General features: G+C 70.2%; 23 protein-coding genes. 10 read left to right on the plus strand and 13 right to left on the minus strand.

Annotated elements, in window-relative coordinates:
* Positions 1 to 31: 31 nt before the first annotated feature.
* The 8 genes from ACH4YL_RS24015 to ACH4YL_RS24050 form a co-directional block, all read right to left on the minus strand.
* Positions 32 to 667, minus strand: coding sequence for a hypothetical protein (locus ACH4YL_RS24015; protein WP_398509463.1), 636 nt, complete (start codon positions 665 to 667; stop codon positions 32 to 34).
* Positions 664 to 966, minus strand: a complete 303-nt coding sequence (locus tag ACH4YL_RS24020; protein WP_398509464.1) for a hypothetical protein — start codon at positions 964 to 966, stop codon at positions 664 to 666. The genes ACH4YL_RS24015 and ACH4YL_RS24020 overlap by 4 nt, the downstream gene beginning before the upstream one ends.
* A gap of 123 nt (positions 967 to 1089) precedes the next feature.
* Complete coding sequence (locus ACH4YL_RS24025) at positions 1090 to 1389, minus strand: WXG100 family type VII secretion target (protein ID WP_398509465.1); 300 nt, start codon at positions 1387 to 1389, stop codon at positions 1090 to 1092.
* Positions 1390 to 1648: 259 nt separating this feature from the next.
* Positions 1649 to 2077, minus strand: a complete 429-nt coding sequence (locus tag ACH4YL_RS24030) for a nuclear transport factor 2 family protein (protein WP_398509466.1) — start codon at positions 2075 to 2077, stop codon at positions 1649 to 1651.
* A gap of 282 nt (positions 2078 to 2359) precedes the next feature.
* Positions 2360 to 3163 carry a hypothetical protein gene (locus tag ACH4YL_RS24035; protein WP_398509467.1) on the minus strand — a complete coding sequence of 268 codons (804 nt, stop codon included), beginning with the start codon at positions 3161 to 3163 and terminating at the stop codon, positions 2360 to 2362.
* 326 nt (positions 3164 to 3489) lie between these two features.
* A complete protein-coding gene (locus tag ACH4YL_RS24040) occupies positions 3490 to 6348 on the minus strand; it encodes an AAA family ATPase (protein ID WP_398509468.1) in 2859 nt (952 codons plus the stop codon).
* Between the two features lie 138 nt (positions 6349 to 6486).
* Positions 6487 to 6996 carry an ATP-binding protein gene (locus tag ACH4YL_RS24045; protein ID WP_398509469.1) on the minus strand — a complete coding sequence of 170 codons (510 nt, stop codon included), beginning with the start codon at positions 6994 to 6996 and terminating at the stop codon, positions 6487 to 6489.
* A gap of 229 nt (positions 6997 to 7225) precedes the next feature.
* Positions 7226 to 8185, minus strand: a complete 960-nt coding sequence (locus tag ACH4YL_RS24050; RefSeq protein WP_398509470.1) for a LysR family transcriptional regulator — start codon at positions 8183 to 8185, stop codon at positions 7226 to 7228.
* Between the two features lie 100 nt (positions 8186 to 8285).
* On the opposite strand from ACH4YL_RS24050, the gene ACH4YL_RS24055 reads away from it, so the two are divergent.
* Entirely contained in the window at positions 8286 to 9476 is a 1191-nt protein-coding gene (locus ACH4YL_RS24055) for a M6 family metalloprotease domain-containing protein (protein WP_398509471.1), read from the plus strand.
* 57 nt (positions 9477 to 9533) lie between these two features.
* Here the strand turns inward: ACH4YL_RS24055 and ACH4YL_RS24060 are convergent, their stop codons facing one another.
* From ACH4YL_RS24060 to ACH4YL_RS24080, 5 genes are read right to left on the minus strand one after another with little or no spacing between them, the layout of a single operon-like run.
* Positions 9534 to 10508 (minus strand): ABC transporter ATP-binding protein, encoded by a 975-nt coding sequence (locus ACH4YL_RS24060; RefSeq protein ID WP_398509472.1) that lies wholly within the window; start codon positions 10506 to 10508, stop codon positions 9534 to 9536.
* Positions 10505 to 11509: an ABC transporter ATP-binding protein gene (locus ACH4YL_RS24065; protein ID WP_398509473.1), complete on the minus strand. Its 1005-nt coding sequence runs from the start codon at positions 11507 to 11509 to the stop codon at positions 10505 to 10507. Before ACH4YL_RS24065 ends, ACH4YL_RS24060 begins: the two co-directional genes overlap by 4 nt.
* The gene (locus ACH4YL_RS24070; RefSeq protein WP_398509474.1) at positions 11509 to 12495 is read right to left on the minus strand and encodes an ABC transporter permease; all 987 of its coding nucleotides are present in this window, start codon (positions 12493 to 12495) and stop codon (positions 11509 to 11511) included. The genes ACH4YL_RS24065 and ACH4YL_RS24070 overlap by 1 nt, the downstream gene beginning before the upstream one ends.
* Positions 12492 to 13415 (minus strand): ABC transporter permease, encoded by a 924-nt coding sequence (locus tag ACH4YL_RS24075; RefSeq protein WP_398509475.1) that lies wholly within the window; start codon positions 13413 to 13415, stop codon positions 12492 to 12494. The genes ACH4YL_RS24070 and ACH4YL_RS24075 overlap by 4 nt, the downstream gene beginning before the upstream one ends.
* A gap of 14 nt (positions 13416 to 13429) precedes the next feature.
* Positions 13430 to 15178 (minus strand): ABC transporter substrate-binding protein, encoded by a 1749-nt coding sequence (locus tag ACH4YL_RS24080; RefSeq protein ID WP_398509476.1) that lies wholly within the window; start codon positions 15176 to 15178, stop codon positions 13430 to 13432.
* A gap of 172 nt (positions 15179 to 15350) precedes the next feature.
* Here ACH4YL_RS24080 and ACH4YL_RS24085 point away from each other — a divergent pair, with 172 nt between their 5' ends.
* The 9 genes from ACH4YL_RS24085 to ACH4YL_RS24125 all read left to right on the plus strand — a co-directional run bounded on the left by ACH4YL_RS24085 (position 15351) and on the right by ACH4YL_RS24125 (position 25209).
* Positions 15351 to 16526 carry an NAD(P)/FAD-dependent oxidoreductase gene (locus tag ACH4YL_RS24085; RefSeq protein ID WP_398509477.1) on the plus strand — a complete coding sequence of 392 codons (1176 nt, stop codon included), beginning with the start codon at positions 15351 to 15353 and terminating at the stop codon, positions 16524 to 16526.
* A gap of 46 nt (positions 16527 to 16572) precedes the next feature.
* The gene (locus ACH4YL_RS24090; protein WP_398509478.1) at positions 16573 to 16887 is read left to right on the plus strand and encodes a (2Fe-2S)-binding protein; all 315 of its coding nucleotides are present in this window, start codon (positions 16573 to 16575) and stop codon (positions 16885 to 16887) included.
* Positions 16868 to 18388 (plus strand): FAD-dependent oxidoreductase, encoded by a 1521-nt coding sequence (locus tag ACH4YL_RS24095; RefSeq protein WP_398509479.1) that lies wholly within the window; start codon positions 16868 to 16870, stop codon positions 18386 to 18388. Before ACH4YL_RS24090 ends, ACH4YL_RS24095 begins: the two co-directional genes overlap by 20 nt.
* A 67-nt stretch (positions 18389 to 18455) precedes the next feature.
* Positions 18456 to 19364: a dihydrodipicolinate synthase family protein gene (locus ACH4YL_RS24100; protein WP_398509480.1), complete on the plus strand. Its 909-nt coding sequence runs from the start codon at positions 18456 to 18458 to the stop codon at positions 19362 to 19364.
* Positions 19365 to 19394: 30 nt separating this feature from the next.
* Entirely contained in the window at positions 19395 to 20399 is a 1005-nt protein-coding gene (locus ACH4YL_RS24105) for a proline racemase family protein (RefSeq protein WP_398509481.1), read from the plus strand.
* Positions 20396 to 21778: an aldehyde dehydrogenase family protein gene (locus tag ACH4YL_RS24110; RefSeq protein WP_398509482.1), complete on the plus strand. Its 1383-nt coding sequence runs from the start codon at positions 20396 to 20398 to the stop codon at positions 21776 to 21778. Before ACH4YL_RS24105 ends, ACH4YL_RS24110 begins: the two co-directional genes overlap by 4 nt.
* A 46-nt stretch (positions 21779 to 21824) precedes the next feature.
* Complete coding sequence (locus tag ACH4YL_RS24115; protein ID WP_398509483.1) at positions 21825 to 22547, plus strand: GntR family transcriptional regulator; 723 nt, start codon at positions 21825 to 21827, stop codon at positions 22545 to 22547.
* A gap of 136 nt (positions 22548 to 22683) precedes the next feature.
* Complete coding sequence (locus ACH4YL_RS24120) at positions 22684 to 23949, plus strand: alpha/beta fold hydrolase (protein WP_398509484.1); 1266 nt, start codon at positions 22684 to 22686, stop codon at positions 23947 to 23949.
* A gap of 63 nt (positions 23950 to 24012) precedes the next feature.
* A complete protein-coding gene (locus tag ACH4YL_RS24125) occupies positions 24013 to 25209 on the plus strand; it encodes a M6 family metalloprotease domain-containing protein (RefSeq protein ID WP_398509485.1) in 1197 nt (398 codons plus the stop codon).
* Positions 25210 to 25235: the final 26 nt, after the last annotated feature.

Genomic DNA, 25235 nt, shown 5'->3' on the forward strand with positions numbered 1-25235 from the left:
CTTTCTCGGGTCGTTCACATCGCCACCCGGATCACACGTCGAACTTGAGCGTGCTTGCGATGGCGTCGAACATGTCGAAGAACGGGTCCACCAGGGTCAGGTTGGGCGTGGTGCCGGCCACGACCAGGATCGAACCGGTGCCCGGCACCGGGACGATGGTCTGCATGATGGCCACCCGGGCCCGGCCGCGTCCGTAGAAATCGATGTCCTCAACCGAGGTGGCCCGGCCGGCCGGGCCCGCGTGCGGAAGCTCGATGATCTCGCTCTGCCGGGCGCGGGTGCCCTTGCCGATCGGGTTCCTGGCGCCCCGTACCGCGTAGGCGAGCATCAGCTCGGTCAGATCGGCGGGGGCGTCCTCCGGCAGGTCGAAACGCAGCACCATGACGTTGCCGATGAGGACGGAGCCGTCCTCCATGAGGTCGAACATGCCGGCGAACTGGAGCGCACCCCGGGCATGGGCCTCGCGGGCGCTGCGACGGGCCGCGCGGATCAGCGAGTCGAGCCCTTCACGTGCGTCGGCGGGGATGTCCTCGCCGACGTCCTCCATGATGCGGCGGCGGATCGATCCGTCCCGGGTGCTCGGGTCCAGGTCGAGATTCCACCAGGACTCCGGGAGCCGCAGCCCGTAGTTGGCGGGTATGCGCAGGGCTGGTGCCGGGCCGCTCATGCGCCGCCCCCTTGGTCCTTGGCGAGTTCCTGACCCAACTGGTCGTCTGTGGAACGGAAGTTGTCGACGATGCCTTGGGCGGCCTGCTTGAAGGTGTCGACGTTCTCCTGAACCCGCTCGTGCCCTCCTTTCCAAGCGCTGTCGAAGCTGCTGACGGCCTCGCTCAGGTTCTCGTCGCCCACGTCGGCCTCCGAACCGACTGAGCCGAGGCCGGCGGTCCTGGAGATCCGGTCACGTATCTCGTCGAGCATCTTGATCACCTCCTCAAGCTCGTCCATCGGAATGCGAATGCGCGACACGCGGGTACCTCCGTAGTCCCTTGATCCCTTGGCCCCTTGATCCGTACGGGAGGACGGCCGGGTCCGGACGGCGGCAGTGGTTCACCCGCTTCCGGCGCCCGGCCGTGGGTCGTGGGCCGTGGGTCAGCCGATGGATCCGGCGGTCTGGTCGTCGGTGCTGACGAACGCGTCGGCCACCGCTTTCAGGAACTCGCTGACGCCCTGCAAACCCTCGATGGCGTCGCGCGTGCCGCGGTTGTACTCGTCCCAGTACGGCTTGAACTTCGTCTCGGAGCCCGGCGTGCTGTAAGCCGCGGCGACGACGTCGCCCATCTTGGTGTCGGCCTCCCGGAGGCTCTGCTGCAGCATCTCCTTCTGGGTCCGCAGCCAGGCCGCTGCTTCCTCGATCTCTGCCGGGTCAATGTTGATCTGGCCACCAGCCATGCCGTTTCCTTCCGTAGGTCTGGGAACGCGACGAGCTTCCACGCCGCCGCACCGGGCCCTACGGGACACTCCACCGAACGGTTCACACGCGCTGACGCAGAGGCGGCCGGTGGAACGCCCGCCGCCGGTCCCCGGCGACGGGCACAACCAGGTGCGCAGAAGCCCTGCCGCGATCGGTGCGCACCGGCGGACTCGCATGATCCGGAGCGAACTTGCCCGTGGCTTCGCGCTGGTGGACAACCGGATGACGGCTCGGCGCCTATGACATGGCGGCGACCATGATGCCCGTGTCCGCGATGGTCTCGAACGAGACCGGCACACCGTCCTCGAAGCGCCACGCATGCGCGAAACGTGCCTTCATCGCCTTACCCGTCTCACGGCCCCGCCCCTCGTAGTGCCCCAGGGCGATCACCACGTCCTCGACGGCAACGAGCTCTGCCGGGGCAACGGCGAAGTCGTCCCACTGCGTGTCGAACCGGGCGAACACGTTGACCAGCACTGCCTCACGGCCGCGGTAGGTTCCGCCGTAGGGCAACCCGGCGGCGACAACCCACTCGATCGTTTCACTCAGCGTGCTGAGGACCGCTTCACCGTCCCCACGGCTCAGATCGGCGTACATCTGGGCCACCACCCCTTGGTTCCTCGACGCCCGGGTGTCCTGCGAGCCCATCGTCACTCTGGCGGTCATTTGTCGTCCCATCCTTGGTTCCTTAGTACGGTCGGCCGCCGACGGTTTGAGCGACGACAGGCCCGGTGCAGCCGAGCATCAGGAACGGTGCCTGCGCCCCGTGTCCTGCTCGTGACTCCGGGGCCGCGCACGGCCGGGGAGCTGCGACCAATGAACATCCGGGTGGGATGCGGCGGCATCGGTCAATCGGCCTATCAGCGCGGACTTCACGAGAACGCGACGCCGGGTGCGGGCGCAGCGCGGCCTTGCCGGGCCGCGCTGCGTGTACTCGCGTTCGCGGTGTCAGTGGTCTTCGGTGATCGTGGTGGCGATGCCGTTGAGGATGACGACCTTGGCGGTCAGGCCGGAACCCTTGGCGGCCTTCTCCAGCTCTTCCTCGGTGCATTCGGTGCCCCCCTGCCCACCTTCGCCGGTGTTGCTGTCACCGCAGATGACGCCGTAGCCCCAGATCTGGGTGTCATTCGCCAAGAAGAACTGCTGCTCGGTTCCTTTCATGTCCGACACGGTGAACTTGCCCGGCGCCAGGTACGACACCTTGCCCAACCAGGTGCCGTTGACGCCCTTGCCCTTGTTGATGCCGTCAATCGTTCCCTCGTCCTCGCCCCCGGCCGGGGCGCCGGAGCCGTCCTTGCTGTCGTCGACCGGGTCACCCTCGTCGGGTGCGGCACGCTCGGTAACCGTGGCGGCAACGCCGTCCTTCATGACCACGTCTGCCGCTATGGACCCGTTCTTGAGCACCTTCTCCAGCTCATCGACCGTGCAGGGGGTGTTGGCGGCCGGGTTGTACTTCCCGCAGATGGTGCCCGCGCCGTAGACCTTGGTGTCCTCGGCGGTGAGGAACTGCTGCTCCTTGCCGTTGGTGTTCACGATGTACTTGCCCGGCGCCAGGTACTCCACCGTGCCGCCGGCGAAAGTCCCGCTGACCCCCTTCGACCCCACCGGCACCTTCGCCGACGCCGTGGGAGCAGCGGTCTTCGACGAAGAGCCCTGACCGGTGGTGTCGTCCTGGCAGGCAGTCAGCAGCGTGGTCCCCGCAAGGACCGCGGCGGCGACGAGAAAGGACTTGGCACTGAGAGCGGACGCCATAGTGAGGTCCCCGTTTCATTGGAAGAGGGGCCGGCGGCCCCGTGGTCGGATGCGTGATCATCATGCGCACGGCGAACCCTCCCCGCGAAAGGCGGCTCCTCGACCCACGGCAACGCCGTTACCGTTCGTGGACATCTGCAACGTCCCAGTGTCAAAAAGCTTTTGGAACATGCCTGCATCGCCCGCAAAACCCACACTCGGGCAGCAGACGGGCAGTTCGGGGCCGCGAGTAGCGGTGTCGGTGCAACTGCGACTGTCAAGCGGAGGGCTGATGTGGCCCGGCACGACGAGCGCGCCGCGGGCGGGTGCCCGCCGACCACAACGTCCTATCCGGAGAGGGCGTTGCGGACGTTCTTCCTGGTGACGCCGAGCTTCTTGAGCACGTGGGCCACGTGCTGCTCGATGGTACGGGGAGACAGGAACAGTGCTTGCGCGATGTCCTGGTTGGTGGCACCTCGGGCGAGCAGCTCGGCGACCTGCCGTTCGCGTGGGGAGAGTTGGTCCCCGTAGCCGCGACGTCCGCGCGGCGACGGGCGGGCCAGGCCGAGTTCACGGAGGGTCCGCTGGCACCGGGCGGCGTCGGAGGCAGCGCCGAGCCGCTCGTACGCGTCGATGGCCTGGGTGAGATGCCTGACGACCACGTCGGGATGGGAGCGGCCCAGCGCGCACCCCTGCCGTTCGGCCGCGCGGTTGGACTCGTACGGGCGCCCGATCTGCTGCCACATCTCGCGGGCACGCCCGAACTGCTCGGCGGCAGCTTCGGCGTCCTCGTCGCGCAACAGGCCCCACGCGAGGTGCAGTTCGGCGATGGCACCAGGCGCGTCTCGGCCTCGCAGCCCGCCTTCGGCCTCCTGGGCCAGTTGTCCGGCGGCCTCCCGGCCGCCGCGCGCGAGAGCCGCTTCGACGGCGACAGGTACCAGACCGGTGGCCCTCGCCCACGCGCCTGCCCGGCGCAGCGCCGCCACCGCCGGGTCGGTGGTCGCCAAGGCGGCCTCCGGTTCCCCCTGCGCCAGCCGGATCGCGGCGATCTCCGCGGCAGCCCGGCACGCCATGGTCACCTGGGACTCCCGCTCCCCGGAGGCGGCGGCCGCATCCAGCCACTCCAGAGCGCGGGCGTGCTGGCCACGGGCTGCTGCCAGCCGTGCGTTGACCATGGCCTGCTCCGCCGAGGCCATGCGGATGTCGGGGAACTCGTCCCCGAGCGTGGCAAAGCGCTGCTCCAGGTCTGTCCAGTGGCCGGCCAGACCGGCCAGTCGAAGCAGGGCGATGCGGCAGTAGCACTCCAGATACGGAATCCCCGCGCGCCCGGCGAGCGCCCGGCTCTCCTCCAGCAGCGCGATGGCATCACGGTCGTGGCCCAGCTCGATGGCGATTTCGCCGACGTTGTAGAGGGCGCGGGCCGTCTGCCGGAGGACTTCCGCGTCGTCCGGCCATCGCGGCAGCCGCTCCAGGAGGGGCCATACCTCGGCATTGCCGTCCCGGGCGAGCAGCGTGAGCCGGGTGGCGTGCACCGTCGCCCGGATGGCCACGTCGGGGCTGTCCCGGATCGTGTCCTCGGCCCGGTCCAGCCAGGTCCAGGCATGATCCGAGGCGCCGTCCTGCTCATTCATCGCCAAGGCGGTCATGGCCCTGGCGGCACGTTCGGGGCGGCTGCTCAGCTCCTCGACAGCCTCGTCGAGCTGCCGGAAGCCGGCCCGGTCGCCGACTTGGCTGATCATGATGATGCCCAGCGTCAGGCGGATGTCGCCACGCGTGGCCACCGGCAGCTGCGGGTCGGCGAGGATGCGGCGCAGCACGGCAGCGTTGGCGGCGTAGTCCACGCCGTTGACGGCGATCCGCGCCAGCGCGAGGGCGGCCCGCGACCGCAGGCCGGTGTCCGGCTGCGGCTGGTCCAGGATCTGCTGCAGCAGCGTGGCGGCGGTGCCCTGGTCACCCAGGGCGATCGCCTGGTCGGCGGCGGCCTCCGCCTGCCGCAGCCATGCCTCGTGATCGCCCAGGGCGAGGGTGTGATGCGCGATCTGCACCAGCGGCGGAGGCGACTGCGACTCCAGCACCTCGAGCGCCCGCCGGTGCAGGCGGGCGCGCTGAGGGCCGGGGATGTGCTGGTAGGCGGCCTGCTGGGCGAGGACATGCCGGAACACGTACTGGCTCGATCCGGTCTCGCGGAGGAGGGAGGACCGCAGCGCCTCGGTCAAACCCTTGGCGCCGCTGTCCGCGTCCAGTCCGGCGACGCCGGCGAGGAGGGGCTCGGCGGTGGGGGCGGCGAGCACACAGGCCGCGTCGACGATCGCCGCCCCGGCCGGTGACAGGGCTGCCAGGCGTTCGGCGACCGCTTCGCGCAGGCTTCTGGGCACCTCGGCGTGTTCGAGGGCGGCGAGATCGTCGCTGCTGAGGAACTGGTCATGCTCGCAGAGAGTGATCAGGTCCTCCTCGGCGACCAGCGGCAGACCCTCGCTGCGGTGGTAGAGGACGCGACTCAGCGCCGGTGTGGCGCGCGGGCCGAGCGCGGCATGCGCCAGTTCCTGCACGTCCTGCTCGGACAGTGGGTCCAGGCGGATCACGGTGCCACCGGTCCCGGGCGGGCGGCGGTACGCGGCCCCGAGCAGCGGAGTGTCCACGGGCAGATCCTCGGCCCGAAAGGTGAGCACCAGGCTCAGTTGCTCGGGCAGGTCCCTGGCGAGAAGGAGGAGCAGTTCGCGGGTGGCCTCGTCGACCCAGTGCAGGTCCTCGACGACGAGGGTCGCAGCGCCCAGTGCCTCCAGGAAGGAGCGGACCGCCTGCACCAGCTGGTGGCGGTCGGACTGGGCGTCCTCCGGCCGCGGCGGCGGAGGCGGCAGCCGGTCTGCCAGATCCGGCAGGAGCCGTGCCAACGCACCGGCGGTCGGCGGAATGCGCCCCGGCGGCGGTAGCCAGCGGCCCGCCTTCCGCAGGGCGTCCACGACCGGGCCGAACGGGAAAGGCTCGCGCAGCGGGTGGCAGAAGCCCGTCAGAACCCGGCGGTCCCCCGCTGACCGCACGGCCTCGCGGACCAGACGGGACTTCCCGATCCCGGCCTCGCCTTCGATCATCACGACTCCGGGCGGATGGCGGAGCACGTCCACGAGCAAGCCGAACTCACGTTGCCGGCCGATGAATCGGAAGCTCCCGCCGGTCGCCGCGACAGTGTGGTCGGGGCTGATTCGCACGCGATCACCTGCCTCGTCCGCGGCACCGGACGGAGCGGTCCGGACCGATCCCGCAGCCCTGTGCTGGCCACGCTAGACCGGTGCGTGAGAGGCGGCAAACCGCTGCTCAGATCGTCGCGAGCCGCTACGAAGCAGCCCTCAGCAGGGCCCGGTGACCCCACCGCCGAGCGGCTGTCCCTCACCGGCTCCCAGCATCAGCTCCGCAGCCACCCGGGTACCGCTCCGCGTGACGATGACGGCGCAGCTGGTCGCGTATGCGTCCACCATCCGCAGGCCACGACCGCAGCACGCCATGTCGCCGACCTCGTCCTCACTCACGCGGCGCGCGGCCGGCCGGGGCCGCCACTGCCCAGTGTCCTGGACCTGGACCGTCAGCGTCGCGTCGGTGACGGCCAGCAGCACGGCCACGTCAGGACCGCCGCTGTGCCGCACCGAGTTCCCGACCAGCTCGGTGACGATGACGGCCAGCGCCTCGTCGACCGCGTCGGACGGCGCCCACCGCCGCGCCACATCACGGGCGAAACGCCGCAGGACGGGCACCGATTCGGCAGCGGCAGGCATGACGCACACGGCCAGCTTCGCCCGGTTGGCGGTCCGGGTCGAGGGACAACCGAAGGTAACGGAGCGTGTCTTCTCGACTGTGATCACGTGGAGCTCCTTCACGCTCCTGGCCTTCGACGGCCGGGCCGTGGGGTGGGGACGTCTGGTGGGACAACCTCGTGCCTGCCACCTTGGCCGCCGGACCAGAGCCGGAACAATCAGGGGACGCTCAAGTACGGGTACGCACGAAAATCCGGCCAGCCCGGGACGAACCTGGCAGATGGTTCACTCCGGCAGGGAGAGTCCAGCGGGCCCTCGCAGCGGCACCTCGGACAGTTCAGGGCCGGGCCTCAGCCCGGTGCCGCTCCCGCCAGCGCGCGTACGTCGGGCTGGCGGAGCAGGTGGACAGGTAGCCGTCGACGACCCGGCGCAGGATCTCGGTGCCGCAGGCCTTGAGAGGGCCATCGTGGTGCCAGGCCAGGATGTGCCGGTACCACAAGGGGTTCTCGGCCAGGGGGCGGACCGCGACGCCGGGCACCTCGATGAACGTGGCCTGGCAGAGGCTGACCGCCAGGCCCGCCCGTACGATCTCGATCAGCTGCCGCCCCTCCGCTTCGTAAGGGGCGAACGGAGCGCGGTCCGTCAGGGCGCAGACGGAAGCCCAGTATTCGCGGGTCCGGTCGCTGTCGGGCCGGGGAACCGCCCAGTCCTCGTCCAGAAGCTCGGGCAGCGGGACCTCGTCCCGCGCGGCAAGCGGATGGGTCGCCGGCAGGAGGACGAAGACCGGTTCGGTGACGATCGCGTGGAGTGCCACGCCCTCACGCTGCGGCAGCTCCTGGTCGGGGTGGTCACCGAGTACTGCCGCTTCCAGCCGGCCTGCGGCGAGGTCGTCGAGCAGAGCACCGGGGGAGTACTGACAGCGGGCGGTCAGGTGGGCTTCGGGCAGCAACGCCTTCACGGCCAGGAGGAGATGACCGAGCAGCGGGGCGCCGACCGAGCCGACGCGGATCCGGTCTGCGGCCGACATGCGGCGGGCGGCCCGGGCCGTGTCGGCAAGCAGCCCGTCGATGCCCGGCAGGACGGCGCGGGCCCGCCCGATGACGAGCTCGCCGAAGGGTGTGAGGACGCTGCCCTCCTGTCGCCGGTCGAACAGGGTCCCGCCCAGCATGGCTTCGATACGGCGCAGTTGGGCGCTGAGTCCTGGCTGCGTCATGTGGAGTGCGGCGGCGGCGCGGGTGAGGCTCCCCGCCTCGGCGATCGCGCACACCACCCGTAGGTGCCGTATCTCCAAGTCCATGGCGCGGATGTTATGGACCGGCGACGGCTTTCGGACAGGGCCGTGCGTCATCAGTCTTATGTGAAATGTCACACGCCATTCATGGAAAGGTAGTGATCACGTGAGACCCCCACATCTCTCGCGGACCACCCGGCCGGCTCTTCTGCCGCTGCTACTCGCCGCCCTGCTCCTGCTCCTGCTGAGTACGCCGTCCGCCGAGGCGGCCGACCCCGTGTCCTCGTGCCGACTGTCCGGCACCACCGGCTGGACGGACGAAGGCCAGAACACGGACTACAACGTCTTCCAGCGGCCCACCGGGACCAAGAGAGTCATCATGCTCTTCGTGGACTTCCCGGACGCGGCGGCCACCGAGACCACGTCCAGTGACGCCGCCCAGCTCACACCGGTCGCGGACTGGATGTGGAAGGCCTCGTACGGCAAGACATGGCTGTCCATCAGCCGGCACAACGACTGGCTGCGTATGCCGAAGAACTCCACCGACTACGGCTACGAGCGCGGGCTGACGCACGAGGAGCACGAGGCGTACATCAAGGACGCCGTGAACAAGGCGGATCCGAAGGTGGACTTCTCGCAGTACGACATGGTCTACGTCGTCGCGACCAAGAACGCGCAAGCCATCTCCTTCACCCCCACCTACGTCTACGCGCCGGGTACGACCGGCATCCGCGCCGACGGCACCACCGTCAAGTGGGCGGTCACCTTCGGCCAGGACATGTGGGACTTCGGCCCCAAGGTGGCGGCCCATGAGACGGGCCACACCTTCGGTCTGCCGGACCTGTACTCCTTCGACTCCAGCAGCGACATCCACCGCTACATCGGCGGCTGGGACGTGATGGGGAACGTCTCGGGCAAGGGTCCGCAGTTCTTTGCCTGGCACTCCTGGAAGCTGGGCTGGACCGCCGACGATCAGGTCCTCTGCCGGGCCACGGCGGGCACGGACACCGTGTACCTGAGCGCCGTCGAGTACACCAGCTACAAGAAGATGGCCGTGATCAAGACAGGAGCCAATACCGCGTACGTCGTCGAATCACGAAGGGCGGTCCACAACGACGAGAACGCCTGCTCGACAGGAGCCCTGGTCTACAAGGTGGACACGTCCGTCAAGACCGGCGAGGGGCCGATACGCGTGATGGACGCCAAACCCAATGACGTGCCCAAGAGCGGCTGTCACCCGCTGGACGATGCGCCGTACTGGATCAACCAGTCGTTCGAGGACAGCAACGCCGGAGTGAAGATCGAGGTGACAGGCGCCGACGGCTACGGGGAGACCGTCCGCATCACCAAGTCGTAAGCCGGCAGCAGACCCTGGTTGTGCCCTGGAACCTCGCGGATCCAGGGCACAACCGTTTCAGGCGGCCTCCGGGAAGTGGCAGGCCACCTCCCGTGCCCCGCCCGGTGCCGTGTTCCCCAGTGACGGTGCTTCGGTACGGCAGATCTCCTGGGCCTTGGGGCAGCGCGGATGGAAGGTGCAGCCGGGCGGGGGCGAGGCCGGGCTCGGCGGGTCGCCGAGCAGGGTGATCCGCTCGCGGGCCCGTTCGGCGGCCGGGTCGGGCAGCGGTACGGCCGACAGCAGTGCGCGCGTGTACGGGTGGGCCGGGGCGGCGTAGACCTGGTCCTTCGGGCCGATCTCGACGATCCGGCCCAGATACATCACGGCGACCCGGTCGCACACCCGCTTGACGACCGACAGGTCGTGGGCGATGAAGAGGTAGGCCAGGCCGAGTTCGCGCTGCAGCTCCTCCATCAGGTTGACGATCTGGGCCTGGACGGAGACGTCGAGCGCGGACACCGGCTCGTCGGCGACGACGAGCCGGGGGCCGGTGGCCAGTGCGCGGGCGATGCCGATGCGCTGGGCCTGTCCGCCGGAGAACTCGTGGGGGTAGCGGTCGATGTGCTCGGGGATGAGCCCCACCAGTTCCATCAGCTCAGCGGTGCGCGTGCGGGCGTCCGCCGTCGAACTGCCCTGTACGAGCAGCGGGTCGGAGATGATCCGGGCCACCGTCTGACGGGGGTTGAGGGAGGAGTGCGGGTCCTGGAAGACCATCTGCAGGTCTTTGCGGAGCGGCTTCAGTTCCCGCTGGGACAGGTGGCTGATGTCGTGTCCGTCGTAGGCGACGGAGCCGGCGGTGGGTTCCAGGAGTCGGACGATCATGCGTCCGGTGGTGGACTTGCCACAGCCGGACTCTCCGACCAGCCCCAGCGTCTCGCCCGCGGCCACGTGGAAGGTGATGCCGTCGACGGCCCGGACCGGGGCGGACCGACGCCGTCCGGGGAACGTCATCGTCAGGTTCCGTACAGACAACAGAGGTTCAGTGGGAGTCATGAGGCGATGCCTTCGTACGCGGGGAAGTGGCAGGCGGCCGGATGTGCCGCCGGACCCTCGAGCAGCGGGAGCGCCGTCTCGCAGCGGGAGCGCTCCTGGTCGGAGGACCGGGCGAGCCTGGGGCAGCGGGGCGCGAACGCGCAGCCGGGAGCGGGGTTGAGCAGGGACGGTGGGCTGCCGGGGATCGCCCGCAGCGGCTGGCCGTCGCTGTCGTCGAGGCGGGGAAGGGAGTCGAGCAGGCCGCGGGTGTAGGGGTGGGCCGGCAGCGCGAACAGAGCGTCCACGTCGGCCCTTTCGACGGCCCTGCCCCCGTACATCACGAGGACCTCGTGGGCGACGCGGGCGACCACGCCCAGATCGTGCGTGATCATGATGACGGCCAGCCCCCGCTCCTGCTGGATCCGTGCGATGAGCTCCAGGATCTGCGCCTGGACGGTGACGTCCAGGGCGGTGGTCGGCTCGTCCGCGATGAGCAGCTCGGGTTCGCAGGCCAGGGCCATCGCGATCATCACGCGCTGGCGCATGCCGCCGGAGAACTGGTGCGGGTACTCCCGCGCCCGGCGTCTCGGCTCGGGGATGCCGACCTCGGCCAGCGCCTCCACGGCCCGCTCACGGGCGGCCCTTCTGCCGCTGCCGAAGTGCACGCGGTGGTGCTCGGCTATCTGTTCGCCCACGGTGTAGTACGGATGGAGGCTGGAAAGCGGGTCCTGGAAGATCATCGCCATCCTGCGGCCGCGCAACCGGTTCAGCTCGCGCTCCGGCAGACCGGTCAGCTCCCGGCCGCCCAAGGAGATGGAGCCGGTGACCGAGGCGCCGGTGTGCAGGCCCATCACCGCCAGGGAGGTGACGGACTTGCCGGAACCGGACTCGCCGACGATGCCGAGGGTCTCTCCGTGCCGCACCTCGAAGCCGAGGCGGTCCACGGCCCGCAACGGACCGCGAGAAGTGGCGAAAGTGACCGTCAAGTCCCGTACCGAGAGCACGGGTTCGGGGGAGCCCATCAGTACCTCACTCGGGGGTCGACGACGGCGTAGAGCAGGTCGACGGCCAGATTGGCGACGACGATGAAGGTGGCGGCGAGCAGCGTGACGCCGAGGATGACCGGCTGATCGCCGGTGGACAGCGCTCCGTAGAAGAGCCGCCCGATGCCGGGGATCCCGAAGATGGACTCGGTGATCACCGCGCCCGCGAGCAGTCCGCCCAGGTCCATCCCGAAGATGGTGAGGATGGGCGTCACGCCGGCCCGCAGCCCGTGCTTGACCACCACCGTCCGGCGCGGCAGACCCTTGGCGCGGGCGGTGCGGATGTACGGCTCCGCCATCGTCTCGATCATCGAGCTGCGGCTCTGGCGCGCGTACATGGCCGCGTACAGGATGGCCAGGGCCAGCCAGGGCAGCAGCAGGTTCGAGGCCCAGTGGAGAGGGTCGGAGGTGAACTCCACGTACTGCGGGTAGGGGAGGAGACCGGCCGTTCGGATCAGCCCGTAGATGAGCATCACCGAGGTGAAGTAGACGGGCAGGGAGGCGGCGGCGACCGCGCCGACCATCAGGGCGCGGTCGGTGAGGGTGTCCTTGCACAGGGCGGCGGTGACTCCCGCGGTCAGGCCGAGGAACAGCCAGATCACCGCGGCGCCCAGGGCGAGTGAGGCGGAGACCGGGAGCCGGTCCATCAGCAGGTCCCACACGCCTTGGCTGTTCTCGTACGAGTAGCCCAGGCACGGGAAGTCGCAGCGCAGCGCGTACTGGCCGCTGCCCATGGTGCGGCCGGTGAAGATGCCACTGACGAAGTCCGCGAACTGCCGCCACAGCGGCTGGTCCAGCCCCATGTGCGCGCGGATCGCCTCCAGGCGCTCGGTGCTGCACGACTTGCCGCAGGCCGCGGCGGCCGGGTCTGAGGGCAGGACGTAGAAGATGGTGAAGGTGACTGCGGCGACGGCGATCAGAACGCCGATGACGGCGACGATCCGGCGGCCCAGGTAGAGGATCACGTGCGGTTCCCTCTCGGGTCGAGGACGTCGCGCAGCGCGTCGCCGAGCAGGGTGAACGCGAGCACAGTGAGGAACAGACAGAGGCTCGGGATGACGAAGTACATCGGATCGGTGTCGTAGAAGGCGACGCTCTCGGCGATCATCTGCCCCCAGGAGGGTGTGGGCGGACGGACGCCGACGCCCAGGTAGCTCAGGGCTGCTTCGGTGGCGATCATCCCCGGGATGATCAGGGTGGTGTACGCGATGACGGGCCCGGCGACGCCCGGGAGGATGGACCGGCCGATGATCCGCCAAGGCCCGGATCCGGCGACGCGTGCTGCGTCCACGTACTCGCGATGCCTCAGCGAGAGCGTCTGGCCGCGCACGACGCGGGCGATGCCCGGCCAGCCGAACAGGCCGATCACGGCGGTCATCAGGACGACCCGGTTGACGTCTTTGGCCACGGACATCATCGCGATCATGAAGATGAGGGACGGGAAGGACATGGTGAGGTCCATCAGGCGGGAGAGCACGGCGTCGGTGCGGCCGCCGAAGTAGCCGGCCGCGATCCCGGCCACCGTCCCCGCGATGACGACGATCGCGGTGGCGGCGAAGGCGATGAGCAGGGAGATCCGGGCGCCGTGCACGACACGGGCGAACAGGTCCCGGCCCGTGACGGGTTCGACGCCGAGCCAGTGCTCGGCCGAGACGCCACCGAGCGGACCGATGGGCTGTCCGCCCAGATAGGGGTCGACGGCGGACTTGTCGAACTCCTCCGGGGACCAGCCGCCCAGCCCGCTCAGCAGCGGGGCGGCCACTGCCATGACCGCGAAAAGCGCGACCACGACGAGGGAGACCTTCACAGAGGGGCGACGGCGCAGTTCCGCGCGGGCGAGCTGCCAGGGGCTGCTGCCCACCGGAACGGAGACGGTGGAAGCCATGAGGTGACGTACCTTCAATTGCTGCTCTTGGAGGGGTCCTTGAGGCCGACCGTGGCGTAGTCGATCTGGCCGCCGAAGGAGGTGTGGCCGAACGCGCCCGCGACGTTGGTGCCGAGCAGAAGGGGCATGCGCTCGATGACGGCGGGTGCCGCCGGGGCCTTGGCGAGGATCGTTCTGTCCAGCTCGCGCCACGCCTTGCCCGCCTGCCCGGCATCGGTCATGGCGGCGATCTCGTCCATCCGCTTCATGGCCGCCTCGTCGCGGAAGAGCGAGTGATTGCCGGAGTTGCCCTTCTCCTTGATGTAACGGCCGTCGAAGACGAAGGGCAGGAAGGTGGAGCCGGAGGGATAGTCGGGACACCAGCCGGTGTAGACGAGGTCGGTGCGGTTCTTGGTGTCGCCGATGGTGTCGTAGAAGGCGGACGGGTCCACGGTCTCGATGGTGACCTTGATCCCGGCCCGGCCGAGGGACTGCTGGATCGCCTCGCCGACGCCCTTGTCGCCGTTGGAGACGGTGATGCTGGTGGAGAAGCCGTCCGGCTTGCCCGCCTCCTTCAGCAGCTGCTTCGCCTTCTCCACGTCACCGGCCGCCGGGATCCTGAGGACGTCCGGCTGCTTGCCGCCGTCGAAGAGCGGACCGGGCATGTAGGCGGTGGCCACGTCGTTGAGAGCCGGCCCGCCGGAGGCGGTCAGGATGCCGTCGCGGTCCAGGGCGTACTGCACGGCCTGGCGCACCTTGACGTTGTCGAACGGCGCCCGGCCCGTGTGCATCTGCACCATCTCGGTGCAGTTGGTGGACTCGGCGAGCAGCCGCTTCTTGGCATCGGCCTTGGTCAGCACCTTGGGAGTGGACTCGGGACGCAGCTTGCCCCAGGGGACCGCGGAGGCGTCCTGGCCCTGGCCGGCGATGAGCCGGTCGTCGATCTGGTTGGCCTTGAGCCCCATCACAACGACCACTCTGTCCGGGTACGCCTTGCGCACGGTGTCCGTGCTCGCATCCCAGTGGGTGTTGCGGACCAGCACCAACTGCTTGTCGCGGCCGTATGACTCGATCTTGTACGGCCCCGACGAGAAGGGGCGGTTGTCGTACTGGGGCCCCTTGTCCTTCGCCTTCGGCACCGGGGCGAAGGTGGGCAGGACCGTCGCGTAGGGGAACTCCGCGAAGGGCTTGCGCAGTTCGAAGACGATCGTGTGGTCGTCGGGGGTCCTGACGGAGTCGAGGTGCTTGCCCTGGGCCGGACCCCGGTAGCCCTCGGCGCCCGCGAGATAGCGGGCCGCGTAGTCGGGGCCGCCGGGCAGGTCGGGGGAGAAGGACCGCTCCACGTTGTACTTGATGTCCTGGGCGGTGATCGGCGAGCCGTCCTCGTACTTCAGGCCCTTCTTGAGCTTGAAGGTCCACGTCCTGGCCCCGTTGGAGGAGACGCCGAGGTCCTCGGCGAGGTCGGGGACCAGCTCGCCGCCCTTGGTGCCCGGTTCCGCCTTGTACGTGACGAGGGTGCGGTAGAGCAGCCGGGTTCCGAAGTCCATGTCGCCCATCACCCAGTTACGGGCCGGGTCGAGGTGGGTGAAGTCCTGGTTGGAGAGAACGGTGAGGGTGCCGCCCTTCTTCGGTGTCCCGCCAACGACTTGGCCGTTGTTGGTCGTTGCCGGGTTCTTGCCGTTGCGCTCGCCGCTCGCCTCCGGCCCGCCGGAGCAGCCGGCTGTGCCGAGGGCGAGGGTCGCCACCAGTGCTGTGGCGAGAGCGGTGCAGGTGCGCTTGTCCATGAGTGGTCACTCCGGAAGCAGTTGGACAGCCGAGGGCGGCTGGAATGTGACCTGTAACATAGTAATGTGAAATTGCACTGACAAGGCATCGGCCGCCTCGTTATCCACCCGTGTCCGAAGAGCTTGGCGCTGCAGTCTGGCGAGCCGATGTGCAATGTGAAATATTACTGCCGTGCTCACGAGAAACTCTTCGGACGTCATCGTCGTCGGCGCCGGTGCGGTCGGCGCGGCCTGTGCCTACTACGCCGTCGGCGCCGGTCTCCGTGTCACCGTGATCGACCGCGGTGCCGTCGCGGGCGGCACCACCGGGGCCGGCGAGGGCAACCTCCTCGTCTCCGACAAAGAGCCGGGCCCGGAGCTGGAGCTCGCCTTGCTGTCCGCGCGGTTGTGGACCGAACTGGCCGGGTTGCTGCCGCCGCGGATCGAGTATGAACTCAAAGGCGGTCTCGTCGTCGCCTCGGACGAGGCCGGGATGGCCGCGCTGAGGCAGTTCGCGGCGCGGCAGCGGAAGGCGGGTGTCACCGCCGAGGAGATCTCCGGTGGCGGGCTCCACGACCTGGAGCCGCACCTTGCCCCCGGTCTGACCGGCGGCTTCCACTACCCCACAGACGCCCAGGTCATGCCCGCACTTGCCGCCGCGCACCTGCTGCGCGCCGGTGGCGACCGGGTGGGTCTGAGGCTGGGAGAGGAGGTCACCGGACTTCTTGTCGGCGACGGTGGCGAGGTGCGCGGAGTCCGGACACCCAAGGGGGAGCTCCACGCACCGTACGTGGTGAACGCCGCCGGTACCTGGGGCGGCGACTTCGCCCGCCTCGCGGGTGTGGACCTTCCCGTTCGGCCCCGTCGGGGATTCGTCCTCGTCACCGAGCCGCTGCCGCGCGTCGTGCGCCACAAGGTGTACGCGGCCGACTACGTGGCGGACGTGGCGAGCGGATCCGCCGCGCTGCAGACCTCGGCGGTGGTCGAGGGCACTCCGGCAGGACCGGTCCTGATCGGCGCCAGCCGTGAGCGGGTCGGCTTCGACCGGACGCTGTCGGTGGAAGCGCTGCGGCGTCTGGCAGCTGGGGCCACGGCGCTCTTCCCGGTGCTGGCCGAGGTGCGGGCGATGCGTACGTACACCGGTTTCCGCCCGTATCTCCCGGATCACCTGCCCGCGATCGGCCCCGACCCGCGCGTGGCCGGCCTGCTGCACGCGTGCGGCCATGAGGGGGCGGGAATCGGGCTCGCGCCGGCGACGGGTCTGATCGTCGCCAAGTGCCTGGCCGATGGGGAACCACCCCTCGACATCAGCCCCTTCAGGCCCGAACGGTTCACCCCGGCCGCGCCGAGTCCGCTCGCCGATGCCTGAATCCGTCCGCACATTCATCCGCGCCCGTCGAGAAAGGAGGCCCGCAGTGGCCCGTACACCCGCCGAACTGGTCGGGGCGCAGCCCGATCCGTCGTTCGAGATCACCTTCGACGGCCGTCGCATCACCGCCCGACCCGGGCAGTCGGTAGCCGCCGCACTATGGGGCGCCGGCATTCTGGCCTGGCGTACCACCCGGGGCGAAGGCCGCCCGCGAGGCGTGTTCTGCGGCATCGGCCAGTGCTTCGACTGCCTGGCCACCATCAATGCACAGCCGAACCGCAGGGCCTGCCTGGTGCCCGCGCACCCCGGTGACGTGATCACCACACAGGAGGGACACGGCCATGATTACCTCGGAGTCTGAGCCGTACGACCTGGCGGTCGTCGGAGCCGGCTCCGCGGGCCTGGCCGGTGCCGTCACGGCCGGTGAACTCGGCCTCTCCGTAGCCTTGCTGGATGCCTCCGTGCACACGGGCGGGCAGTTCTACCGGCATCCCGCACCGGCCGCCGGAGCAGTGCGGCCCGAGGCCCTGCACCATGACTGGTCCGCCTACACCGATCTGCGTCGACGACTGGCTCAGAGCGATGTCAGTCTTCTTCCCGGACACCACGTATGGGGCGTGACCAGGGACGGCGGTGACGCTCCGGACGGCGAGGGGCTGTGGGCCGTGCACGCCGTCACCGGAGTCGACGGAGGTGATGAGCGCCCCGTGCTCGTGCGGGCCCGTGCGGTGCTGCTCGCGACCGGGGCGTACGAACGTCAACTGCCGTTTCCCGGCTGGACCTTGCCCGGTGTCGTCGCTGCGGGGGGAGCGCAGGCCATGCTCAAGTCCGGCCTGGTGCTGCCCGGCCGGCGGGTCGTCGTGGCGGGAAGCGGCCCCTTGCTGCTCGCGGTCGCGTCCTCGTTGGCAGCCGCCGGCGCGACGGTGCCGGCTGTCGTCGAGGCGTCCGGATATCTGCGGTACGCCCGGCACCCCGGGGCGCTCGTCACCAATCCGCACAAGGCGGTCGAGGCGCTGGTCCACGGGGCCGCGCTGCTGCGGCACCGGGTGCGGGTACGGCTGCGCAGTGCGGTCACCGAGGTGCACGGCGCCGACCGGGTGGAGGCCGTCACCGTCGCCCGGCTCGATCGTGACTGGCGGCCCGTGCCGGGGACGGGACGCCGAATCGACTGTGACGCGCTGGCCGTCGGGCACGGCCTGATCCCCCAGATCGAACTGGCCACGGCGCTCGGCTGCGCCACCCGCACACTGCCGGACGGCACCAGGGCGCTCGCCCTGGACGGTCTCCAGGAGACCTCGGTGCGCGGCCTGTGGGCGGCAGGCGAGACCGGGGGAGTCGGAGGGGCTCAACTTGCGCGTGCGGAAGGGGAGCTGGCGGGAGTCGCCGCTGCCGCCCGGTTGCTGGGACGCCCTGCCCATGGCGGCCGGGTGCGGGAGCTCCAGCGCCGCCGGGACCGGATGCGCTCCTTCGCCGATGTGATGGCCGCCGCCCACGCGCCCGGTTCTGGCTGGCCGCACTGGCTCACGGACGACACCGAAGTGTGCCGCTGCGAGGAGGTCACCGCCGGGCGGATCCGTGAGGCGGTCGAGGACCTGGGAGCGCGTGATGCACGCACCGTCAAGCTGTTCACCAGGGCTGGTATGGGCTGGTGCCAGGGGCGGATGTGCGGTCCGGCCGTGGCCTGCCTCGCGGCACGCGGCGGAGCTGCCGACCTCCCGGCCGAACGCCGTCCCTTCGCGGTCCCCCTTCCCCTCGCGGCGCTTGCGGCCCTCGACAGCCCGGTCGTGCCTCGGCACAGGGGCAGGGCCGCCGAGTCGGAAACCGAATCCGAGCCCGGCGCTCTCCCACCCGCCGACGGCTGACCGGCAGGCCCCTCGTGGGCACCCCGCCACCCAAATGAAATGTCACACTCCATAGAGAGGTTCTCGCATGACCGCCACCACCTGGAACAGCATCCACCCCTGGCGCGGCATCATGGTCGCCACCGTCCTGCCCCTGCGGGCCGACCTGTCCGTCGACTACGACGCCTACGCCGACCACGTCCGCTGGCTGCTCGACAACGGCTGCGACGGCGTCGTGCCCAACGGCTCGCTCGGCGAGTACCAGACCCTCACCGACGAGGAGCGGGCCCGCGTGGTGCACACCGCCGTCGAGGCCGCGGGCGACGCGGCGCGGGTCATGCCCGGGGTCTCCGCCTACGGCAGCGCCGAAGCGCGGCGCTGGGCGGAACAGGCGGCCGAGGCGGGCTGCGGCTCGGTGCTTCTGCTGCCCCCGAACGCGTACCGCGCCGACGAGCCGGCCGTGCGCGCCCACTACGCCGAGGTCGCCCGGGCCGGGGTGCCGGTCGTCGCGTACAACAACCCCATCGACACGAAGGTCGATCTCACCCCCGGCATGCTGGCCCGGCTGCACCAGGACGGCAGCATCGTCGCCGTGAAGGAGTTCACCGGTGACGTCCGCAGGGCCTACGAGGTCGCCGAACTCGCTCCGGAACTGGATCTGCTGATCGGCGCCGACGACGTGCTCCTCGAGCTCGCCGTCGCCGGCGCCGTCGGCTGGATCGCCGGATACCCCAACGCTTTCCCCGCCAGCTGCTCCACGCTGTACCACGCCGCCGTCGCAGGTGACCTTGGCACGGCCCTCCCGCTGTACAAGTCCCTGCACTCCTTGCTGCGCTGGGACTCCAAGACGGAGTTCGTTCAGTCCATCAAGCTGTCCATGGAGATCGTCGGGCGGCCCGGCGGGCCCACCCGCCCGCCGCGTTTCCCGCTCACCGGCGAGACGGAAGCGGGAGTCCGGGCTGCCACCGAGAAGGCCGTCGCCGACGGCCACCGCTGACCACTCCGCCCGCTGACCGAAAGGAAGCCCGTGCGTACGCGCCATGTCTTCCACGCAGTCGACTCACACACCGAGGGGATGCCCACGCGCGTCATCACTGGCGGCGTCGGTACGATCCCCGGCGCCACCATGGCCGAGCGGCGGCTCCACTTCATCGAGCACATGGATCATCTCCGGACGCTCCTGATGTACGAGCCGCGTGGCCACGCCGCCATGAGCGGCGCCATCCTCCAGCCGCCCACCCGCCCCGACGCCGACTACGGAGTCCTCTACATCGAGGTCTCCGGGCTGCTCCCGATGTGCGGACACGGCACGATCGGGGTCGCCACCGTCCTGGTCGAGACGGGCATGGTGCCGGTGACCGAACCGGTCACCACGGTCCGGCTCGACACCCCGGCGGGACTCGTGACCGCCGAGGTCCAGGTGACGGACGGGGCGGCGAGGGCGGTCACGCTCACCAATGTGCCGGCCTTCTGCGCCGCTCTGGACAGCAAGATCAACGTGCCCGGCCACGGCACGGTCACCTACGACCTCGCGTTCGGCGGGAACTTCTACGCCTTCGTCGAACTCGACGCGCTGGGGCTGCCGTTCGACCGTGCACGCAAGGACGACCTGCTGGCCGCAGGGCTCGCCATCATGGACGCGATCAACGCCTCGGCCCAGCGGCCCGTACACCCCGAGCGCCCGGAGATCGCCGGAGTCAAGCACGTGTACCTGGCAGCTCCCGGCTCCGACGCCCGTCATTCCCGGCACGCGATGGCCATCCATCCCGGCTGGTTCGACCGCTCCCCGTGCGGCACGGGCACCTCCGCCCGGATGGCCCAGCTGTACGCACGCAGGCAGCTGCCCCTGGGCCGCGACTTCGTCAACGAGTCCTTCATCGGAACCCGCTTCACCGGCCGCCTGATCGAGAAGACCACCGTCGGCGCGGTGCCCGCCGTCGTGCCGACCGTCACCGGACGCGCCTGGATCACCGGCACCGCCCAGTACTTCCTCGACCCGGACGACCCCTTCCCCGGAGGTTTCCTCCTGTGACCGCCACCGCATCCCTCATCACCTCACGCAATCCGGCCGACCCGTCCGACGTAATCCTTCAGATTCCGGCGCCCGGCGCCTTCGCGGCGGTCGACGCCGTGGAGCGGGCCCGCGCCGCTCAGCCGGGCTGGCTGCTCGGCGGGGCGGCCGCCCGCTCGGCCGCTCTCGGCGCGGTCGCCGATGCCATCGATGCCGCGGCGGCCGAGCTCGCCGCACTCGCCGTCCGCGAGGTGGGCAAGCCCCTCACCGAGGCCCGTGCCGAAGTCGCGCGCACCGCCGCAATCTGGCGCTACTACGCCCAGGCTCCGTACGAGCCCGTCGGCGCGGTCCACGAGACCGCCGCGGGCCCCGGACTGCTGCTCTCCCGCCGCCGCCCCTACGGCGTCGCCGGGCTGATCACGCCCTGGAACTTCCCCTTCGCCATTCCGAGTTGGAAGGCCGCCCCGGCGCTCGCGGCGGGCAACGCGGTCGTCCTCAAGCCCGCACCCGAGGCCACCGCCTGTGCGCAGCGCCTGGCCGAGATCATCCAACAGGCCGTGCCCGCCGGGGTGTTCACCGTCCTGCCGGGCGGGGCGACGGAGGGCAACGCGCTCGTCTCCGCCGCTGACGTGGTCTCCTTCACCGGCTCGACCGTCGTCGGCCAGGCCGTCGCCCGCGCCGCCACGGCACGTGGCGTTCCGGTCCAGGCCGAGATGGGCGGCCTGAACGCGGCGATCGTCCTTCCGGACGCCGACATCGCGCAGGCCGCCACCCACCTCGCCGCGTCCATCGCCGGGTACGCGGGCCAGAAGTGCACCGCCACCAGCCGCGTCATCGCGGTCGGCGCGGCTCTTGAGCCCCTGCGCGAAGCACTCGCCGAAGCGCTGCGGGCCGTGCCGGTGGGCGACCCGGCCGAGGCGGCGACCGTGTGCGGGCCGCTCATCAACGAACACGCTCGAAGCCAGGTCGGCGACGCCTGGCACGGCCTGTGCGCGCTGGCCGGCGGCACAGTGTCCGACAAGCCCGGCTGGTACGCGGCCCCGACCCTGGTCGAGAAGGTCCCGGTGGGCCACCGGCTGCTGCGCGAAGAGGTCTTCGGCCCCATTGCGGCCCTGCTGCCCGCCGACGGCCTGGCCCACGCGGTGCGGATCACCAACTCCGTGCCGTACGGCCTGGTCACCTCCGTCCACACCGCCGATCTGAACACGGCGCTGTGTGGACTCGACCGGCTCGACACCGGAATGATCAGGATCAACGCACCGTCCACCGGCGTCGACTTCCACCTGCCGTTCGGCGGCGCCAAGGCATCCAGCCACGGGCCGCGCGAACAGGGCCGGGCGGCGCTGGAGTTCTACACCTCGAGCCGGACCTACACCCTGTCGACCGCAGGAGCAACGTGACATTGTACGGTTGTGGTCCGGACCAGATCGAAGGGATCACCACCGCATGGGGCATCTGAAGCACCACGATCTCAATGCCACCCGGGAGCGGCTGCGCGACCAGGTCAGCAACGCCCTGCGAGCGGCTTTGATCTCCGGTGAGCTGCGGCCGGGCATGGTGTATTCGGCGCCCACGCTCGCCGAGGACTTCGGCATCTCCGCCACCCCCGTGCGCGAGGCGATGCTCGACCTGGCCCGTGAGGGCCTGGTCGAGCCCGTCCGGAACAAGGGCTTCAGGGTCACCGAGGTCAGCGAGCGCGACCTCGACCAGTACACGGAGATCCGCGCCCTGATCGAGATCCCCACGGTCGGCCTGGTCACCCGCAGCGCCGCGCGCGAGGAGCTGGAGGCGCTGCGCCCGGTCGCCGAGGCGATCGTCCGGGCAGCCCGTGACCACGACCTGATCGGTTACCTGGAGGCCGACCGGCAGTTCCATCTGTCGCTCCTCGCACTCTCGGGCAATGAGCGCCTCGTCGAGACCGTCGGCGACCTGCGCAAGCGCTCCCGACTGTACGGGCTCACCGGCCTGGACAAGCGTGGCGAGCTGATCCCCTCTGCCGAGGAGCACCTGGAGCTCCTCGACCTGATGCTCGAGGGCGAGGCCAAGAAGGCCGAGAAGTGCATGGCCAGGCACCTGGGGCATGTCCGCTCGCTGTGGGCCGGCGGCGGCGGCTCTTCCTCGGCCGGAACCAAGCGACCTGCGCGCGGCACCGGAAAGCGCTCGGCCTGAGGCGCACAGGCCCCATAACGCGGTGCTATGCCCGACTGAGAGCTCCTCGGAACGGGGTCGGTGATGCACGCTACCTATGCAATGTCACACACCACTCCACGCACCACTTTGGGCTTGCGTTCCGTGAAGGGGATCCATGAACCCGGCGTACGCCACCACCGATCACGTCTTCACCGTCCCGCTGGACCACTCCCTTCCGGCCGGCCCGACCATCCAGGTGTTCGCGCGCGAGGTCGTCGACCCGGCCCGGACCGGTGAACAACTGCCGTGGCTGCTCTATCTGCAGGGCGGTCCCGGCGGCAAGGCGCCGCGCCCTTCGGCAGGTTCGCCGGGGTGGCTGCCTCAGGCGCTGAAGACCCACCGGGTGCTGCTTCTCGACCAGCGCGGCACCGGCCGCTCCACCCCGATCACCGCCCGCACGGCCTCCCGGTTCGACTCCCCGGCCCGACTGGCCGCGCATCTGGCCTGCTTCCGCGCCGACGCCATCGTGGCCGACGCGGAACTGATACGCCGCCGACTGTGTGGCGACGCGCCCTGGGAGACGCTCGGCCAGAGCTACGGCGGCTTCATCACCCTCACCTACCTCTCCCAGGCCCCCGAAGGTCTGCGGGCCTGCTACGTCACCGGTGGCCTCCCCGGTCTCGCCGCGACCGCCGATGACGTGTACGCACGTACGTACCCCCGAGTGCGGGAGCGTGTCCTCGACTTCTACGCCCGATACCCGGACGACGCCGCTCGACTCCGCAAGACCGCCGACCTCCTCGCTGCCGACGACATCCGGCTGCCGGGAGGGGACCGCCTCACGGCCCGCCGCCTGCGCACCCTCGGCCTCGCTCTCGGCATGGGGGACGGCTTCGAGCGGATCCACTGGCTGCTCGATGAATCCCTGGACGCATACGGCGAGTTGACGGACACCTTCCTCCACCAGGTGGAGGCCCTGACCGGCTTCACCGACAACCCGCTGTTCGCCGTCATGCAGGAGACGCTGTTCGGGCAGGGGGCAGGCCCGACCGGCTGGGCGGCCTCCCGGGCGCTCGTCGACTTCCCTGAGTTCGCCGAGGAGGCGGAACCTTTCCTCCTCACCGGGGAGATGATCTACCCCTGGATGTTCCAAGAAATCAAGGGCCTGCGCCCCTTCGCGGACGCCGCGGAACTCCTGGCCCAGCGCACCGACTGGCCCCCGCTGTACGACCTTCACCGCCTGGCCGCCAACCAGGTCCCCCTGGCCGCCGTCGTCTACCACGACGACATGTACGTCGACGCCGAACTCTCCCTTCGCACGGCTCGCGAAGTCGGCGCCTGCCACGTCTGGGTCACCAATGAGTGGGAGCACGACGGCGTCACCGCCTCCGGCGGCCGCGTCCTCGCCCGCCTGATGGACCTGGCCGCGGGCCGCGCCTGACCCGCCATCCTCGCTTCGCCGCTCATGCCCTGTCAGTCATCGCCCGCCTCCGACAGGAGTCCCATGTCTGTCCTGCCGACCTGTCTGCGTTCCGCCACCGCGGCTCTCGCCCTCGCCTCGTGCCTGACCGCCCCCGCCACGGCGAACGCGGCCGCCCCATCACCTGCGCCCCAGTCAGCCGCTCCCGCCTCCGATTGCGCGCTCCCCGGAAGGACGGGCTGGACCGACGAAGGACACGACACCGACCGTGTCCAGTTCCAGCCCGCCTCCGGAACCCGGCGCGTCCTGACGCTGTTCGTCGACTTCCCGGACGCACGGGCCGCCGACTCCACGGACGAGTACGCGGCTCAACTCGCCCCGGCCGCCAAGTGGATGCGCACGGCCAGCTACGGCCGCTCCCGTCTCGCCATCACCTCACTGCACCGCTGGATCCGCATGCCCGCGGATGCTCACTCGTATGGCTTCGAACGCGGCCTCACCTTCGAGACCCACGAGAAGTACATGCGCGACGCGATCGCGGCCGCCGACCCGTACGCGGACTTCTCCCGTTACGACATGGTCTATGTCGTCCCCACCAGGGCGGCGTCCGCGATCTCCTTCTCCCCGACCTACCTCTACGACCCCACAGGGTCCGGCGTGACCGCCGACGGCGCCCGTATCAAGTGGGCGGTGACCTTCGGTCAGGACCTGTGGCGCTGGGGCCCCAAAGTCGCTGCCCACGAGACCGGCCACACCTTCGGCCTCCCTGACCTGTACTCGTTCACCGGCGCCACTCACCAGTACGTCGGCGGCTGGGACGTGATGGGCAACATCGCCGGCCACGCCCCGCAGTACCTGGGCTGGCACTCGTGGAAGCTCGGCTGGACCCGCGACAGCCAGGTCGCCTGCCTGGCCGCGCCGGGACGGCGCACCGCGCGCCTGACCCCGGTGGAGCGGCCCGGCGGCACCAAGATCGCCGTACTGCGCACCAGCGAGACGACGGCGTACGTCGCGGAGTCCCGCCGGGCCGAGGGCAACGACCGGGACGCGTGCTCGACCGGCGTCCTCATCTACAAGGTCGACTCCGCGGCCCCGACCGGCGAGGGACCGGTCCGCGTCATGAACGGCAACCCGACCGCGACGCCGCCCACCGGCTGCACCGGACTCGACTTGGCGGCGTTCACACCCGGCCAGACCTTCACGGACCCCGACAGCGGTGTCCGTATCGATGTCCTCGCCGGTGGCGGAGCGGGGGATGTGGTGCGGCTCGGCAGGTCCTGAAGGGCCATGCAGCCGCCGCCAGTCCG

This window comes from Streptomyces sp. NPDC020681, from assembly GCF_044334895.1.
GTDB lineage: Bacteria > Actinomycetota > Actinomycetes > Streptomycetales > Streptomycetaceae > Streptomyces.